This is a genomic window from Micromonospora sp. WMMD998, assembly GCF_029581235.1.
Lineage (GTDB): Bacteria > Actinomycetota > Actinomycetes > Mycobacteriales > Micromonosporaceae > Micromonospora.
This window is the reverse complement of sequence record NZ_CP120740.1, coordinates 504,877-521,224: the sequence shown is the minus strand read 5'-3', so window position 1 is coordinate 521,224 and position 16,348 is coordinate 504,877. Positions and strand designations below refer to the sequence as shown.

At 73.1% G+C, this 16,348-nt stretch carries 15 protein-coding genes; 11 read left to right on the top strand and 4 right to left on the bottom strand.

Annotated elements, in window-relative coordinates:
• Positions 1 to 32: 32 nt before the first annotated feature.
• From O7619_RS02475 to O7619_RS02460, 4 genes are all read right to left on the bottom strand, one after another.
• A complete protein-coding gene (locus tag O7619_RS02475) occupies positions 33 to 713 on the bottom strand; it encodes a response regulator transcription factor (RefSeq protein ID WP_282285410.1) in 681 nt (226 codons plus the stop codon).
• Positions 714 to 816: 103 nt separating this feature from the next.
• Positions 817 to 1,569, bottom strand: coding sequence for a hypothetical protein (locus O7619_RS02470; protein WP_282285409.1), 753 nt, complete (start codon positions 1,567 to 1,569; stop codon positions 817 to 819).
• Positions 1,570 to 1,597: 28 nt separating this feature from the next.
• Positions 1,598 to 2,332, bottom strand: a complete 735-nt coding sequence (locus O7619_RS02465) for a sulfotransferase (protein ID WP_282285408.1) — start codon at positions 2,330 to 2,332, stop codon at positions 1,598 to 1,600.
• Positions 2,329 to 3,153, bottom strand: coding sequence for an inositol monophosphatase (locus O7619_RS02460; protein WP_282285407.1), 825 nt, complete (start codon positions 3,151 to 3,153; stop codon positions 2,329 to 2,331). Before O7619_RS02460 ends, O7619_RS02465 begins: the two co-directional genes overlap by 4 nt.
• A 267-nt stretch (positions 3,154 to 3,420) precedes the next feature.
• Here O7619_RS02460 and O7619_RS02455 point away from each other — a divergent pair, with 267 nt between their 5' ends.
• The 11 genes from O7619_RS02455 to O7619_RS02405 all read left to right on the top strand — a co-directional run bounded on the left by O7619_RS02455 (position 3,421) and on the right by O7619_RS02405 (position 16,344).
• Positions 3,421 to 4,698, top strand: a complete 1,278-nt coding sequence (locus tag O7619_RS02455; protein ID WP_282285406.1) for an aspartate aminotransferase family protein — start codon at positions 3,421 to 3,423, stop codon at positions 4,696 to 4,698.
• A complete protein-coding gene (locus O7619_RS02450; RefSeq protein ID WP_282285405.1) occupies positions 4,695 to 5,729 on the top strand; it encodes a Gfo/Idh/MocA family oxidoreductase in 1,035 nt (344 codons plus the stop codon). The genes O7619_RS02455 and O7619_RS02450 overlap by 4 nt, the downstream gene beginning before the upstream one ends.
• Positions 5,726 to 6,880 carry a hypothetical protein gene (locus O7619_RS02445; RefSeq protein WP_282285404.1) on the top strand — a complete coding sequence of 385 codons (1,155 nt, stop codon included), beginning with the start codon at positions 5,726 to 5,728 and terminating at the stop codon, positions 6,878 to 6,880. Before O7619_RS02450 ends, O7619_RS02445 begins: the two co-directional genes overlap by 4 nt.
• A 115-nt stretch (positions 6,881 to 6,995) precedes the next feature.
• The gene (locus O7619_RS02440; protein ID WP_282285403.1) at positions 6,996 to 8,768 is read left to right on the top strand and encodes a fatty acyl-AMP ligase; all 1,773 of its coding nucleotides are present in this window, start codon (positions 6,996 to 6,998) and stop codon (positions 8,766 to 8,768) included.
• 1 nt (position 8,769) lies between these two features.
• Positions 8,770 to 10,491, top strand: a complete 1,722-nt coding sequence (locus tag O7619_RS02435) for an acyl-CoA dehydrogenase family protein (RefSeq protein WP_282285402.1) — start codon at positions 8,770 to 8,772, stop codon at positions 10,489 to 10,491.
• A complete protein-coding gene (locus tag O7619_RS02430) occupies positions 10,491 to 12,197 on the top strand; it encodes an acyl-CoA dehydrogenase family protein (RefSeq protein WP_282285401.1) in 1,707 nt (568 codons plus the stop codon). Before O7619_RS02435 ends, O7619_RS02430 begins: the two co-directional genes overlap by 1 nt.
• Complete coding sequence (locus O7619_RS02425) at positions 12,194 to 12,466, top strand: acyl carrier protein (protein ID WP_282285400.1); 273 nt, start codon at positions 12,194 to 12,196, stop codon at positions 12,464 to 12,466. The genes O7619_RS02430 and O7619_RS02425 overlap by 4 nt, the downstream gene beginning before the upstream one ends.
• Complete coding sequence (locus O7619_RS02420; protein ID WP_282285399.1) at positions 12,463 to 13,392, top strand: ketoacyl-ACP synthase III family protein; 930 nt, start codon at positions 12,463 to 12,465, stop codon at positions 13,390 to 13,392. Before O7619_RS02425 ends, O7619_RS02420 begins: the two co-directional genes overlap by 4 nt.
• Positions 13,393 to 13,401: 9 nt before the next feature.
• Complete coding sequence (locus O7619_RS02415; RefSeq protein WP_282285397.1) at positions 13,402 to 14,781, top strand: ATP-grasp domain-containing protein; 1,380 nt, start codon at positions 13,402 to 13,404, stop codon at positions 14,779 to 14,781.
• On the top strand, positions 14,778 to 16,034 hold the full coding sequence (gene lysA, locus O7619_RS02410; protein ID WP_282285396.1) for a diaminopimelate decarboxylase: 1,257 nt from the start codon (positions 14,778 to 14,780) through the stop codon (positions 16,032 to 16,034). Before O7619_RS02415 ends, lysA begins: the two co-directional genes overlap by 4 nt.
• Positions 16,035 to 16,068: 34 nt before the next feature.
• Positions 16,069 to 16,344, top strand: a complete 276-nt coding sequence (locus O7619_RS02405) for an acyl carrier protein (RefSeq protein WP_282285395.1) — start codon at positions 16,069 to 16,071, stop codon at positions 16,342 to 16,344.
• Positions 16,345 to 16,348 lie beyond the last annotated feature (4 nt).

Sequence of the window (16,348 nt, the reverse complement as noted above, 5' to 3'; positions counted from 1 at the left end):
CCGAGCGCCGGCACGACCGCCCGGCGCCCGCCCTACGCGCACTCCACCAGGCCGGAGCGGATGGCGGTGACCACCGCCGACGTCCGATTGGTGCACCCCAGCTTGAGCAGCACCCCAGCCACCAGCCGCTTCGCCCCGTGGTCGGAGATCTTGAGGCGTCGCGCGATCTGCTTGTTGCTCAGCCCCTCGACGAGCAGCAACAACGTCTCGTGCTCACGCGGCGTCAGCTTGATGGGTGCCATCGACGAGGGCGTACGGCGGATGCCCGCCCGGGCCAGCAGTTGCTGCGCCAGGACCGCGGGCATCGGCACCTCACCAGTCATGATCGCTCGTAGCGCGTTCTCCAGGGTGCGACCGGACAGATCCTGCTGGAGCAGGAAGCCGTCCACCACGATGCCGTCGGCCAGCACCGCCTCGGCGGCACGGGCGTCGTGGATCAGCATGACGATCTTGCTGTTCGGGGCGATCAGCGCGGCTGCCGCGATGCCGGCGACGCCGTCGGCCGCGTTGACGACGAGCACTTCCGGTCGCTTGTCGACGGCCTCGGTCAGCAATTCGGGCATCGAGCGGTAGGCGCGGACGGACGTGGTCATGGCCAGGCCGCGGAGCGCCACGCTGAGGCCGTCCCGCAGGATGTCGTTGATCATTACCAGTCCGATGCGCAGGCTTGCCGACTCTCGGTGCGGATGGTGTTCGACGATCGTCGCGGTCATGACCGCGCTCCTCTCACTCGGAGTCACACGAATCATCGAAACCGACGACGGCACGCTCCATCCAGGACCATGTCTCGTTCCGGACATGCTCCCGCACCGGGGATCACCCGCCCTGAGAGGTCTCCAGCAGGCTGCCGAGCACCTTGCCGAACTCCGGCGAGGCCAGATAATTACGTGCGCCGCGCACCCGGGGATCGCAGTCGAGCGACACCCTCCCGGTGACGCCGGCCGGAGCGGTCCCGGCCGCCAGGAGCAGCGTGTCCTGTACGTCGGTGAGATCAACCCAGGTGGCCGGCCCGGACGTCGGCGGTCCCACGGCCGGGGGGTGCGGTGCGCCCAGGGTGATCAACGCCGGCGCGGCGGCACCGGCACCGGTCAGGGCCAGCGCGGCGGCCACCCCGCCCAGGCAGTGGCCGATCACGATCTCGGTGTCCGGGCCGAGCGCCGCGCGTACGTCGCCGATCGCCGGATGCCCGGCCGCCGGGCCGGTGGCGAACGCCCGCACCTGACGCAGGGTCCCGGTCAGCTCCTCGACGGTCAGGCCGCAGAAGTAACGGGACCAGGCCAGGCGGGCGGCCAACGCGCCCTCGCCGACGGGCTCCGCACCGGCATCGCCGTCGAAGGTGGCGGCCCGCCAGCAGCGCCGCAGCAGTGCCGCCTCGGCGGCCGGATCGCCGTCCCCGAAGGCCGGCACGCGGTCCGGGGCGTCGAGGTTGACCAGGGTGGCGTCCGGCGCCACCGCCGGATAACCGGCCAGCGCGAGACCGTCCTCGATGGAGCTGATCCACTCCCGGCGGACCGAGTCGTCGGAGCGTCGTGGTCCGCCGGTGCCGTGCACGATGAGCAACCGGGACATTCGTGCTCTCCTCTCAGACGAAGCCGGTTCAGGCGGTCGCGGGCAGCCGGTAGCCGTGCCGTTCGACCCGCTCGGCGAGGTCGGCGAGGTCGTCCTCGGCTCCCGGGCCCTGCCGCCAGGCGTGCAGGTACCGGGTGTTGGTGTCCCGGTCCAGGTCACCGGCGTCGAAGGCCGGTGGAATCCCGGCGAAGGCCGCGATGGCGTCAAGCGTCCGGCCCGGGTCGTCCATCAGGTCCTCGTAGCGGACGGTGAGCAGCGCGTCGAGGTGCGTGGCGTCGGCCCGGGCCAGCTCGTGGGCGTGCAGCCAGTGCTCGACGAGCTGCCGCACGGTCAGTGCCGGCGTCCACTTCCGGGTGCTCATCGCCACCCCCACCGGATGCCGGGTGACGAGCACGAACCGCGATCCCGGGAAAAGCCGCTGGAAGAACCGGAACCGCAACAGATTGGGCGGCGACTTCTCCAGCACGACCGGACGGTCGGGGTCGAGATAGCGGCCCCACTGCTCACGCAGCAGGCGGGCGGTGGCCGGGGTGGCCAGCTCGTGGTGCTCGGTCATGTGCGCCCCGGGGGCGTACGCGAACCGTCCCGGACCGCCGTGCTGCTCGTCGTAGGGGCAGACGGTCTGCAGGTACTGACCCTCGTCCATCGGCGCGCCGGTCTGCCGGAACCCGGCCACCTGCGGATTCGTGCCGACCAGCGCGGCCAGCAGGGTGGTGCCGCTGCGGTGCATGCCGCCCATGAACAGAAAGCGCCCGTGTGTCACCTGGTCTCCGCGAGGCTGTCGGTGTGCAGGGCCTCGCCGACCGCGCGGCCGAGGGTCTCGTACGCCGGGGCCCACGCGACGAAGCTGCCCCGCCGCCGGGTCGGCAGCGGATCGGGGTGGCTCAGGTAGCCGCCGCCGGTCGCGGTGACCAGCGCGCGACCGGCGGCGGTGTCCCAGTCGTAGACGTCCGCGTTGGCGGCCAGGTCGGCGCGACCGGCCGCGACGTACGCCAGTGCCAGCGCGGACGAACCGAGCCGTCGCACGTCCGCGGCGGCGGTGAGCAGCGCGGCCAGCAGGTCGGTCTCGGCGGTGGGCGGCGGCCCGCCGGCGTTCGGGATGTCGCACAGCACAAGCGGTGGTGCCGACGGCGCGGACGTGCGCGCGGGCAGCCGGGCGCCGTTCAGCCACGCGCAGCCGTCCGCCGCGGTGAACAACTCCTCGTGCACCGGGTCGTAGACGCAGCCGCCCACGGTACGACCGGCGATCCGCAGCCCGATCGACACGCAGAAGAACGGGATGCCCCGGACGAAGTTGTAGGTGCCGTCGATCGGGTCGACGAGCCACACCGGTTCATCCGCCCCGACCGTGGCGCCGTGCTGCCGGCCGCCTTCCTCACCCACCACCGTCGAGCGTGCGTCGGCACCGTGCAACGCGGCGCGGATCAACTCCTCGGCGGCCAGGTCGGCCTCGGTCACGACGTCGTGGGCCGCCTCCTTCGTGGATGCCTGCATCGGGGCGCCGAACCGCTGCCGGAGCAGCCGGCCGGCGTCGACCGCGGACTGCGCCGCCACGTCGATGAGGTCCTGCACGGTGCTGGTCACGGCGCCACGCTAACCGCGTCCCCCACGGTGCCGCGCTGCCCGGACGTGTCAGCCGTCCGGGCATGCCCATTCGTCGTGGCCGATCGAGGCTCCCGGGCTCGCCGCCGGATCCCGAGCATGGGCGGAAGCGGCCCGCGGTCGGCGTGACCGGTGCATCGGCCGCACCCGAGAGGCGGAGCGATGGCAGAAAGTTCAGGCGACGGCCGACGTTTCGGGCGTTCTCCCGACCGGCCGCGTGGTGCTCAGCACTGGGCCGCTGAGCAGGAAGTGATCGGCCCCGGCCTACAGGCCGTCATGCTCTGGGCGCAGTTGTGCGTCGAGTCCGCCGCCGGCGCGGTCCTGGTCGACGCGGACGGCAACGAGATCATCGACTTCCAGGGCGCCGGCGGGGTCAACTCGATCGGCCACGCCAACCCGCGCCTGATCGCCGCCCTCACCGCCGAGCTGGCCACCGCGCCGGCCGGGGCGTTCGGGTCCGCCGGCCGCCGGGCGATGGCCGAGTCGCTGCGTGCGTTCCTGCCGCCGCCGCTGGACCGGATCCAGCTCTACAGCGGCGGCACCGAGGCGGTGGAAGCGGCGCTGCGGCTGGCCAAGTCGGTCACCGGCAAGCACGAGTTCCTGTCGTTCTGGGGTGGCTTCCACGGCAAGACGCTCGGCAGCCTGGCGCTCACCGCCGGCGCGCGGACCGGTCTCGGGCCGCTGCCCTCCGGCTATTTCAGCGCGCCGTACGCCAACTGCTACCACTGCCCGCTCAAGATGACGTTCCCGAGCTGCGGCTTCGCGTGCGTGGAGACGGTGCGGGACACCATCAAGGAGAACTCCACCGGCGCGCTGGCGGCGCTCGTCGTCGAGCCGGTGCAGGGCCGGTCGGGAAACGTGGTGCCGCCACCGGGCTACCTGAACGCGCTCGCCTCGGTCGCCGACGAGTTCGACGCGCTGCTGATCGTCGACGAGATGATGACCGGTTTCGGCCGTACCGGTGAGTCGTTCGCCTTCCTGCGGGACGAGGTGGTGCCGGACATCGTCACGGTGGGCAAGGGGATGGGCGCCGGATACCCGGTCACCGGGGTGATCTCCACGGCGGAGCTGATGGCCGCCAGCCCGTTCTCCGACCCGAGCGCCAGCTCGTCCAGCTTCGGCGCGTTCCCGTTGGCCTGCCGGGCGGTCGCCACCACCACGGACGTCCTGGTCGACGAGGACCTGCCCACCCGGGTGGGCAAGCTCGGGGCGGAGATGCTCGCCGCGCTCGAACCGCTCGTCGACGAGTCCCCGATCGTCGGTGACGTCCGGGGCGCCGGGTTCGCGATCGGCATCGAACTGGTCGCCGACAAGCAGTCCCGCCGGCCGCTGGACAAGGGCGCCTTCCGGGAGACGTTCCTGGCGCTGCTCGACGCCGGGGTGCTGGTGATGACCGGGGGCACCACCCTGCGCCTCTACCCGCCGCTGAACGTCGACGCGGAACTGGCCGAGCAGGCCGTCGAGATCATTCGCCGCGTGTTGATCGACGGCGCGGCGCCACAGCACCTTGAGGAGGGACCGGCATGAGGATCGCCGTCATCGGCTTCGGCACCGCGGGAGAGGGGCGACTGCACGCATACCGTACGGTCACCGCCGGCCGGGTCGTCGCGGTGCTCGACCCGTCGCCGGATCGGCGGGCCCGGGCCCGGCGGCTCGACCCCGGCCTGGCCACCTACACGACGCTGGCCGAGCTGCTCGCCGCCCAACCGGTGGACGCGGTCGACATCTGCACCCCACCGAACCACCACGTCGAGCTGGAACGCGAGGCGCTCGCCGCCGGTCTGCACGTGATCTGCGAGAAGCCGGTCGCGGTGCGCACCGACGAGGCACTCGATTTGATCAGCCTGGCCCGGGACCGGGGCCTGCTGCTTTATCCCGCGCACAACTACGGGTTCTCGCCGATGATGCGGGTGCTCACCGGCGCGGTCGCCGGCGGGCGGCTCGGTGGTCCGCTGCGGGCCCGGTTCCGGATCGCCCGTGACTCGCACGCCCGCGGCGTGCCCGGATGGCAACCGGACTGGCGTCGGGACATCGCGGTGGCCCGGGGCGGGATCATGCTCGACCACGGGACGCACTGCGCGTACATGGCCACCCAGATCTTCGGCGACGCGCCGCGGACGGTCTCCTGCGTCGCGCAGTGGGCGGGCGGCGACGCCGCCGACGGGATGGACGTGGCCGCCCGGCTGGACCTGGATTTCGGCGACGGCGGGACCTGTGAGATCGACCTGAGCTGGGTCAGTGACACCCGGTCCAACCGTTATCTGGTCAGCGGGCCGGACGGCACGGCCGACGTGCACGACGGGGTGGCCGAGGTGCGCACGGCGGACGGGGTGGAGCGCACCGACCTGGCCCCGCCGAACCGGGACCAGACCCACCAGGAGTGGTTCGGCGGCATGTTCGCCGACTTCGCCGGCCTGGTCGCCACGGGCATCGGCTGGGAGCGGCCGATGCGTGAGGTCGTCACCACGACGGCGCTGATCGAGGCGGCCTACCGGTCGGCCGGCCGTGGTGGGGAGCCGGTCGTTCCGGCCGGCCTCTCGGCCGCGGAAGCGCGGTGACGGCCACCGAGATCCGGCTCAGCGTGGCGATCATGCACCACCCGCGCCGACGGGAGCGCATCCCACCGCTGGTGCGCGACTGCGCCCCGCTGGCCGCCCGGGTGGTGACCGACCCGGATCCGGACGGGGTGCCCAGCCCGTTGCGTACCGCGAAGGTGGCCTGGCGCTCGGTCGCCGACGGCGCCACCCACCACCTGGTGTTGCAGGACGACATCCGGCTGATCCGGGGCTTCGCCACCCAGGTGCACCGGGCGATCGCGGCCCGTCCGGAACACGGGATCTCGCTCTACTCGCACTGGGACAGCCCGCAGAACTCGTACCTGGTCCGCCGCGCGGTGATCGCCGGTTGGCCGTTCGCGCCGCTGTCGCGGTTCGAGTGGACCCCCACCCAGGGGTTCGTCCTGCCGGTGACGTTGGCCCGGGAGCTGGCCGACTATCTGGCCGGCATTCCGGACGACGTCAAGGACGACGACGAGATGGTGGTGATGTTCTGCCGGGAGGCGGGCATCCCGGTCGTCGGGACCGTGCCGCACCTGGTCGACCACCGGTTCGATCCGACGATCGTCGGGCATCCGGGCCGGTTCCACGCCACCGTGTTCCTGCCGGCCCCGGCGCTGTCGCCGGCATACTGGCAGTTCAGCGCGAGCGCCGAGGAGGCCCTCGGGCGGCGGTGCCGCTCCGACGAGAAGCTGCCCTACACCGTGCAACTGCATCGCAACCGGTGCCTGCTGCGACCGCTGCGGCCGGGCACCGGGGAACCCGTCGAACACGGTTTCGGCTGGTACTGGGCTGATCACTGCGGCCTGGTCGGGGTGGCCGTGAGCCAGGTGGTGGACGGGTTCGACCGGCTGCTCGAGGTCACCGGCCTGCCACCGGGCCTGCACTGGCGACTCGCTCTGGAGGTGTGGGCGGCCGGCTACCTGCTCGGCGCGGACGCGGTGACGGTCCGCCGCGGGGAGGCGGACGGGGTCTGGCCCCCGGCGTCGGTCGGGGCCGGGCTCGCCCAGGCCGCGATGACCAGTTGGATCACCTCCGGCCTGGCGGAGCCGGACGTCACCGGTCTGACCGACGAACAACGGGCGGCGCTGGTCGCGGTCGGCCTGGCCGGGGTGTCGCAGGGTTGGCTCGGTGGCTGGCAGGAGACACCGTGACGGCCTGGCATACCTGTTCGGCTACCCCAACCGCCCGCTCGATCGAGCCTTCTGCATCTGCCGGATCCGGCGGGACGCTGGTCCGGCACGTCACCGACCCGCGGGGGAGCGCCTGATGCCCGACCACGAAACCTTCGTCGACCTGCTCCAGGAGCGTGCCGCCATCCACCCGGAGCGACCGGCGTTGATCTTCGACGCCGACCCCGGACCGGGTGACGTCGCGGTGCGCACGGTGTCGTGGGCCGACCTGGCCGCCCGGGCCCGGCAGATCGCCACGCTGCTCGCCGGCACCGTCCGTCCCGGTGACCGGGTGCTCGTGCTGAACGAGCCCGGCACCGCCTTCGCCGAGAACTTCCTCGGCGTCCAGCACGCCGGGGCGATCCCGGTCCCGGCCCCGCTGCCGGACGGCTACCGTCGGCAACGGGACCGGCTGGCCGGCATCGCCCACAACGCCCAGGTGGCCGCCGTGGTCACCGACGCCGCGGCCCTCGACACGGTCCGCGAATGGGCGGCCGAGTGCGGGCTGTCCGACGTGCCGTGCCTGGCCTTCGACGACGTTCCCGCCGAGCCGACGGCGGCGTGGCGGCGGCCGGCCGTCGACGGGTCGACCATCGCCTTCCTGCAGTACACCTCCGGCTCCACGAGCGACCCCAAGGGCGTCGTCGTGGACCACGCGAACCTGCTGCCCAACCTGCGGGCGTTCCACGAGCTGCTCGGTGGCGGGGAGGGCGTACGGGTCGGCGGCTGGCTGCCCATGTACCACGACTTCGGCCTGATCGGACAGTTGCTGGCCCCGCTCTCGCGGGGCGGGTGCAGCGTCGGGATGTCGGCCACCACGTTCCTCAAACGCCCCGCCACCTGGCTCCGGCTGATCGACCGGCACGACATCGAGATCTCCCCGGCGCCGAACTTCGCGTACGACCTGTGCACCCGACGGATCACCGACGAGCAGATCGCCGGCCTCGACCTGTCCCGGTGGAAGCGCGCCGTCAACGGCTCGGAACCGGTGCAGGCGGCCACCCTGGCCGCGTTCGGCCGCCGATTCGCCGCCGCCGGGCTGCGGCCGGAGGCCATCTGCCCCGGTTACGGCCTGGCCGAGATGACGCTCAGCGTCAGCGCCGCCACCATCGGTCGCCCGCCGGTGGTGCTCACGGTCGACGCCGAGGAGCTGGAACGGCACGTCGTGACACCTGTCGACGGCGGCCACCCGGAACCGGTGCGCGACCTGGTCAGCAGCGGCGAGTCCACGGCGGAGTTCGACATCCGGATCGTCGATCCCGCCACCCGGCTGCCGCAGCCGCCGGACCGGATCGGCGAGATATGGATGCGTGGCACCAGCGTGGCGCGGGGCTACTGGGCCAACCCGGCGGCCACCCGGGAGGTGTTCGACAACGAGCTGGCCGACGGCGAGGGCGGCTTCCTGCGTACCGGGGACCTGGGCCTGCTGCGCGACGGTCAGCTCTACGTGACCGGGCGGATCAAGGAACTGCTGATCGTCAACGGCCGCAACCTGTACCCGCAGGACGTCGAGGTGGCGGTGCGCGCCGTGGACGAGAGCCTGTCCCGCGGTGTCGGCGCCGCCTTCACCGTGGAGGTGCCGCACGAGGAACTCGTCGTGGTGCAGGAGTGCCGGGCCCGGTCCCTCGATCCGGCGGCCCGCGCCGCGGTGGTCACCGCGATCCGCCGCCTGCTGTCGCGGGAGTTCGGGACCGGCGCGGTGAGCGTGGTGCTGGTCCGTCCCGGCACGGTGCCCCGCACCACCAGCGGCAAGATCCAGCGTGGCCTGGCCCGGATGCTCTTCCTGACCGGCGCCCTCGGCGCCGAGCACGAGGAACTCACCGACGGCGCGCGGGCCGCGCGCCGGGCCGGCGACCGGGTGCGGGCCTGAGATGGCCGCGCCCACCCTGCCCCTGGCCGCGACCGTGGCCCGGCAGCTCGACGAGCGGCTCGGCGACCCGGACGACGCCGACGTCGTCTTCAACCACGCCCGGGTCGCCGCCGCGGACGAGATCGAGGCGTTCCCGGCGGAGATCTGCGCGCACCTGGACCGGCTCGGCCTGCCGGCGCACTACGTGCCGGCGGCCTACGGCGGCGAGCTGCGCGGCTTCGACACCCTGGTCCAGGTTCTGCGGGTGATCGCACGCCGGGACCTGACCACGGCCATCGGGCACGGCAAGACGTTCCTCGGCGCGGCCTCGGTCTGGGCCCGGTCGCCACGGGACGAGGCGGACCTGGCGCAGGCCCGCGCGCTCGCCGGCACGGTCCTGGCCGGGGTGCCCGTCTGCTGGGCGCTCACCGAGCCGGGCCACGGCAGCGACCTGCTCGGCGGCGAGGTCTCGGCGGTCCGGCACGACGGCGGATACCGGGTGACCGGGACGAAATGGCTGATCAACAACGCCACCCGGGCCGGTGTGGTGTGCCTGCTGGCGCGGACCGACCCGGACGGCGGGCCACGGGGGTTCACGGTGCTGCTCGCCGACAAGCGGGAACTCCCCGCGCAGTCGTACCGGTGCCTGCCCGGGGAGCCGACCCACGGCATCCGGGGCGCCGACATCAGCGGGATCGTCTTCGACGACGCGCCGGTGCCGGCGACGGCCCTGGTCGGTGCGCCCGGCGCCGGTCTGGAGACGGTGCTGCGCGCCCTGCAACTCACCCGTACCACGTGTGCCGCGTTGTCGCTCGGCGCGGCCGACCACGCGCTGGCGCTGGTCCGGCGATACCTCACCGAACGCCGGCTCTACGGCCGGCGGCTGGCCGACGTGCCGTACCTGCGGCGCGGGGTGGGCCGGCTGCACACCGTGCTGTTCCTGGCCGAAGCGGTGACCGCCCTGGTCAGCCGGGCGGTGACGGCGGAGACCGAGGAACTGGGCGTGCTCGCCCCGGTGCTCAAGGCGCTCGTGCCGGCACTCACCGACGAACTGATCGCCGGGTGCGGCGAACAGCTCGGCGCACGCGCGTTCCTGACCGGCATCCCGGACTACGGACGCTTCCAGAAGGTGGAGCGGGACCACCGGATCGTCGGGATCTTCGACGGCAGCACCCCGGTCAACCGCAACGCGCTGATCAACCAGTTCCCGCACCTGGCGCGGGGCTGGCCCGGTGACCCGGTGGATGTGGCCCGCCTACGGTCGCTGGCCGACCTGCGGATACCGGTGCCCGAGCTGGATCCGGACCGGATCTCGCTGGCCGCCGGCCGGGGGTGCCTGGCGTTGCGCGGGCTGGCCGCGGCGGTGGCGGCCGTCCGCGCGGCCGGCGGCCCGGCGGCCCGGGTCGAGGCGCTCCTGGCCGCGACCGGGCTGCTGCACACCGAGCTGGCCCGGTACCGCCCCCGGCCGCACGACGTGGAGGCCGCCGCCTACGACCTGGCCCACCGGTACGAGCTGTGTGTGGCCGGCGCGAGCGCGGTGCACCTGTGGCTGCACAACCACGAGCGCGCCGGCGCCGACCCGCTGTGGGCCGACGGGCTGTGGCTCGACGCGGTGTTGACCTGGGTGCTGCACCGCCTCGGCGTCGCGCCGGACCATCCCGAGAGCTACGACCGGGTGTACGCGGCCCTTCCCCCGGGCCGTCGCCCCTCCGTGCTCGATCTCGACGGCACCGAGGAGGCGTGATGACGACCGTGCGGGAGTTGGAGAGCCGCTTCGGTGACCCGTGGGACCCGGCGAACCCCCTCGGGAACCGGGCCGTGCTGGCGGCCGACGAGCGGCAGGAGATGTTCGCCGACGGCGAGCGGATGCTCGACGACTTCGGGCTCAACGCGGAGTTCGTGCCGGTCGCCCGGGGCGGCCGGATGGCCGGCCTGGACCGGCTGATCCGGACGATGCGCGCGGTGTTCCGGCGGGACCCCTGCCTGGGCCTCGGATACGGGGCCAGCTCGTTCATCGCCTCGGTCAACGTGTGGGCCGGCGGCGACGAGGCCCAGCAGCGGCGGCTCGCGGAACTGCTGCTCTCCGGCCGGCGGGTCGCGTCGGTCTACCACGAGCTGGCGCACGGCAACGACTTCGCCCGGGTGGACTTCCGGGCCGACCCGGGCCGGCCGGGCGAGCTGCTGCTCACCGGCCGCAAGGAGGTGGTCACCAACGCGCAGCGGTGCAGCGCGATGGTGATCTTCAGTCGCACCTCGGACGCGGCCGGTGGTCGCAGCCACACCCAGTTGTTCGTGGAGAAGGACGCGCTGCCCCCGGGCGAGCTGCGGTATCTGCCGCGGTTCCCCAGCAGCGGGATGCGCGGGGTGCAGCTCGGCGGGATCGAGCTGGACCGGTGCCCGGTCGACGCGGGCGTGGCGCTCGGGCCGCTCGGCTCGGCCATGGAGGTCGCGCTGCGCTCGTTCCAACTGACCCGGACCGGGCTGCCGGCGATGACGCTCGGCGTGCTGGACACCGGCCTGCGCGCGGTGCTGCGGTTCGGCGAGGACCGGCGGCTGCGCGGGCGGGCGGTGGGCACCATGCCCGTGGTCCGGACCGCCCTGGCCGAGGCGTTCGTGGACCTGCTGATCGCCGACTGCCTGTCCACCACCGTCGCCCGCGCCGTGCACCTGCTGCCCGAGGACACCAACGCGTACGCCTCGGCCGTCAAGTACGTCGTGTCCGGCCGGTCCATCCGGGCCATGGCCCGGCTCGGCGAGCTGCTCGGCGCGCAGAGCTACCTGCGCACCGGCGAGTACGGCATCTTCCAGAAGTTGCAGCGCGACCTGGCCCCGGCCGGATTCGGGCACGCCGCCCGGATCGCCTGCCTGGCCACCGTCCTCCCGCAGCTTCCCCGGCTGGCCCGGCGTTCCTGGGCGACCGGCCAGGAGCCGCCGCCCGCCCTGTACGACCTGGACGCCGACCTCCCGGCACTGCCGTTCGACCGGCTCCGGATCGCCTCGACCGCCGACCCGCTCACGGCGCAACTGCTCACCGCCGCCGAGGCGATGCCGCCCGGCGACGACCGGCTGCGCGACCTGGTCCGGCGGTTCACCGGCGAGCTGGCCGGGCTGCGTACGGCGGCGCTCGGCCTGCGCCCGGCGGACCTGGCGATCGGCGGGGACCCGGCGGCGCTCGACCTGACCGCCCGCTACACCACGGTGTTGACCGCCGCGACCTGCCTGAACCTCTGGCTGGCCGAGCAGCGCCGCCCCGGCACCTTCCTGGCCGACCCGGCCTGGGTGACGGCGGCCCTGCTGCGGCTGGCCGGCGAGCTGGACGGCACGTCCCCGTCGCTGCCGGCCGCGCTGGCCGGCCCGATCCATGCGGAGCTGGCCCGGCGGTACGCCGCCGGCCGGGCCTTCGACCTGTCCGACAGCGTGCTGCCCGACCTTCCAAGGAGCCGGAATTGACCATCTTGCCGAACCACCGGGCCGCCGGACAGCTCCGTCCGTGGCTCCAGGACCGCGTCGCCGACTTCACCGACCGGGACCCGGCCACCATCGACACCGCCGCGCCCCTGTCCGACCTGGGCCTCGACTCGGTGTACGCGCTCGCGCTCTGCGGCGAGATCGAGGACCACCTCGGGGTGCCGCTGGAGCCGACGATCGTGTGGGACCACCCGAGCATCGACGCGCTCACCGAATACCTGTCCGGCCTGCCGCTGGACGCCGGGACGTGACCGCCCTCGAAGCGGTCTCCGCCTACCTGCCGCCGGAACGGGTGCCGATCGACTCGTTCGCCGGCGACCTGGGGCTGACCGACACGCAGATCCGGATGTTCCACCGTTACTACGGACTGGCCGAGGTGCTGCGGGAACCGACCGGCACGATCGCGGACCTGATGCTCAACGCCGCGGCGAAGCTGTCCGAGCTGCGGGGCCGCGAATCCCAGGTGCGGTACGTGGTGCAGGCCCGGACCCTGCAGGCGATCGCGCCGTACCCGGAGGATCCGCTGCACGACGTGGCGCGGGCCCTCGGCCTGCGGCACGCCCAGGCGTTCGCGGTCACCCAGCATGCCTGCGCCTCGGGTCTGCTCGCCGTCGAGATGGCCGGTCGGCTGCTCGCCGAGGACGGTGAGCCGGACGCGCTGGCCCTGGTCTTCGTCGGGGAGAAGGCGTTCACCCCGTCGGCCCGGATGATCCCGGGCACCGCCCTGATGGGGGAGGGGTGCGCCGCCGTCCTGGTCGGCACCGGCCGGCGTGACCGGTTGCTGTCGTACGCCGCCGCCATGCACGGCGAGTTCAACGCCGGGCTGTCCCTGACCGCCGAGATGTCCCTGGAGTTCCAGCAGCGCTATCCGGACGCGCTCGCCGAGGTGATCCTCGCGGCGGTGGCGCGCGCCGGGATCACCGTCGCCGATCTGGACCTGGTGCTGCCGCACAACGTCAACCGGGTGTCCTGGGTGCGGGTGGCGCGCAAGGTCGGGATCCCGGTGGAGCGCCTGTTCCTGGACAACATGCCGGTCACCGGTCACTGCTTCTGCGCCGACTCCTTCCTCAACTACGTGGCGGCCCGCGACCTGGGCCGGCTGCGGCCCGGCGACCGCTACCTGATGGCCGCGGTCGGGCTGGGTTCGACCTTCGCCGCCGCGGTCTTCGAGCACTGATAGGACGCTATGACCACGACACAGGAACCTTTCGTCAGACGGCTGCGGACGGCGCTGCTGGGCACCGACCGGACCCCCCTGGTGTTCCTCGGCAACTTCGAGGTCGAGCAGCGGTGGGGCGGCGACGAGCCGGGCCTGCCCCGGGTCGCGCTGACCGCGGGTGACGCGATGGTGAACCGGATGGACGAGTTCGCCCTGCTGCTGGCCGGCCCGGACGACCACGTGGTGCTCAAGGACCAGCCGGACCCCGAGCACCTGGCCCACCTGGAGAAACTCGGGACGGCACTGCCGCATCTGCTGGTCACCGACCGGCAGGACCCGCACCACACGGTCACCCAGGACGCGCTTGACAGCCCGGCCCTGCTGGCCCGGTTGTCCGCCCTGGCCGGGGCGGCGGCGATCGTCCCGCACGGCGTCTCCGCCGACGAGGAGGCGCTCGCCGCGCGCACCGGGGTGGCGCTGGCCGGGTCGCCGGCGGCCGTCTGCAAGGCCGTCAACGGCAAGATCTACAGCCGGCGGATCGCCACCGAGCTGGGGCTGCGCCAGTCCGCGGGCTGGACCTGCGACACCGTCGAGGAGCTGGACGAGGCGGTGGAACACGCACGGGCTCTGCTCGCGGCCGGGCGGCCGGTGGTGCTCAAGGACTCGTACGGGGTGTCCGGCAAGGGCCTGCTGCTGGTCCGGGACGAGGCACGCCTGGACCAGATCCACCGGACGCTGCGTCGCCGGGCCGACCGTTCCGGCGATCACCGGCTGGCGCTGCTGGTCGAGGAGTGGGTCGCCAAGACCACCGACCTCAACTACCAGTTCACCGTGTTTCGCGACGGCGGGGTGCATTTCGACTTCGTCAAGGAGGCGGTCACCGCCAACGGCGTACACAAGGGTCACCGGATGCCGGCGGAGCTGACCGGGCCACAGCTCGCGGCCGTGACGCACAGCGCCGCGGCGCTCGGCGCCCGGCTGGCCCGCGACGGCTACCACGGCGTGGTCGGGGTGGACGCGATGCTCGACCCGGAGGGCGGCGTCTACCCGGTCGTGGAGATCAACGCGCGGCACAACATGTCGACCTACCAGGTCGGCCTCCAGGAACACCTGGTGCCGGCGGGCTGGTGCGCGCTGGCCCGGCAGTACCCGCTGCGCCTGGCCCGGCCGCTGCGCTTCGGCGAGGTCCGCGACGGGCTCGGGCCGTGGCTGCTGAGCGACCCCGGCCGGGCCGGGATGGTGGTGCAGAACTTCTCGACGGTGAACGCCCTGGTGCGGGAAGGCGCGGGGGCCGCCGACGGCCGCCTGTACGGCTTCCTGACCGCGCCGACGACCGACGAGTTGATGGCGATGGACGGGGAGATCGCGGGCCGCCTGGCGGCCGTGGCGGAAGGAACACGACGGTGACCGGAGAAGTGGCGATCCAGGGCGTTGCGATGTCCGAACTGGCGGAGCGGTTCGGCACGCCCCTCTACGTGTACGACGGGGACAGCCTGCGCGGGCAGTACCTGGGGCTGCGTGAGCGGCTGCACCCGGCGATGGAGATCTTCTACTCGCTCAAGGCGAACCCGAACGTGGCCGTCTGCGCCCTGCTCGGCGCGCAGGGCGCCCGGGCCGAGGTGTCGTCCATGGTGGAGCTGCGCACCGCGCTCGCCGCCGGGGTGGCCCCGGGCGACATCATCTTCCTCGGCCCCGGCAAGAGCCGCGCCGAACTCGAGGCGTGCCTGTCCGAGGGGGTCTTCGCGCTCGTCTGCGAGTCGTTCGGGGAACTGGCGCTGATCGACGAGATGGCCCGGGAGCGGGGCGTCATCGCCCCGGTGATGCTGCGGGTCAACCCGAGCTTCGCGGTCAAGGGCTCCGGCCTCACCATGGGCGGCAAGCCGCGCCAGTTCGGGATCGACGAGCAGCAGCTCTTCGACGAGCCCGACCTGGTCAAGAACCATCCCGGGGTGCGCGTCCTGGGCGTGCACGCCTACCTGGGCACCCGCATCCTCGATCCCGAGGTGGTCGCCGAGAACGCCCGCCGGATCATCGACCTGGCCGAGCGGCTCGCCGAGCGGCTGGACTTCGTCCTGGAGGCGGTCGACGTGGGCGGGGGCCTCGGGGTGGCCTACTTCCCCGGCGAACCGGACCTCGACCCGGCCGCGGTCGCCGGCCTGCTCAACCCGGTGGTCGAGGCGTTCCACGCCGCGCACCCCGGGGCCCGGCTGCTGCTGGAGCTGGGCCGCTACCTGACCGCGCCGTGCGGCACCTACGTCACCCGGGTGCGGTACGTGAAGAGTTCCATGGGGGAGCGTTTCGCGGTCACCGACGGCGGCACCAACCACCACATGGCGGCCGTCGGCATCGGCTCCTACGTCAAGCGCAACTTTCCGATGCGGCTGCTCAACCGGGCCGGCACGGACGCCGCGCCGTGGAACGTCACCGGCCCGCTGTGCACGCCGAACGACACCGTCGGCCGCAACGTGGAGCTGCCCGAGTTGCAGCCGGGCGACCTGGTCGGCGTGCTGCGCTCCGGCGCGTACGGCCCGAGCGCCTCACCCGTGCTCTTCCTCAGCCACGGCCACCCGGCCGAGGTGCTCGTGGACGGCGGCCGGGCCCGCCTGGTCCGCCGCCGCGACACCGTCGAGGACCTGCTCGGACCGCAGATCCTCGACTGACCACCCATCCCGACCGGCACACAGGAGGACCGCCATGACCATGGCTTCGGAAGCCACCGTCGACCGCGCCGCGGTCGTCGACCACGTGATCGACGCCGTTGTCGCGGTGCTGAACCGCGACTCGGTCCAGGTGACCGAGCAGACCCGGCTGATGGACGAGCTGGGCCTGGACTCCACGAACGTTCTCGAGCTGCTGATGCACATCGAGGACCGGCTGGACGTCGTGATCGACTCGGACACGCTGGAGCAGCACCACTTCGAGTCGGTCGGCACCCTCGCCGACTACATCCTCGAGCAGGGCCTGGCCTGACGCC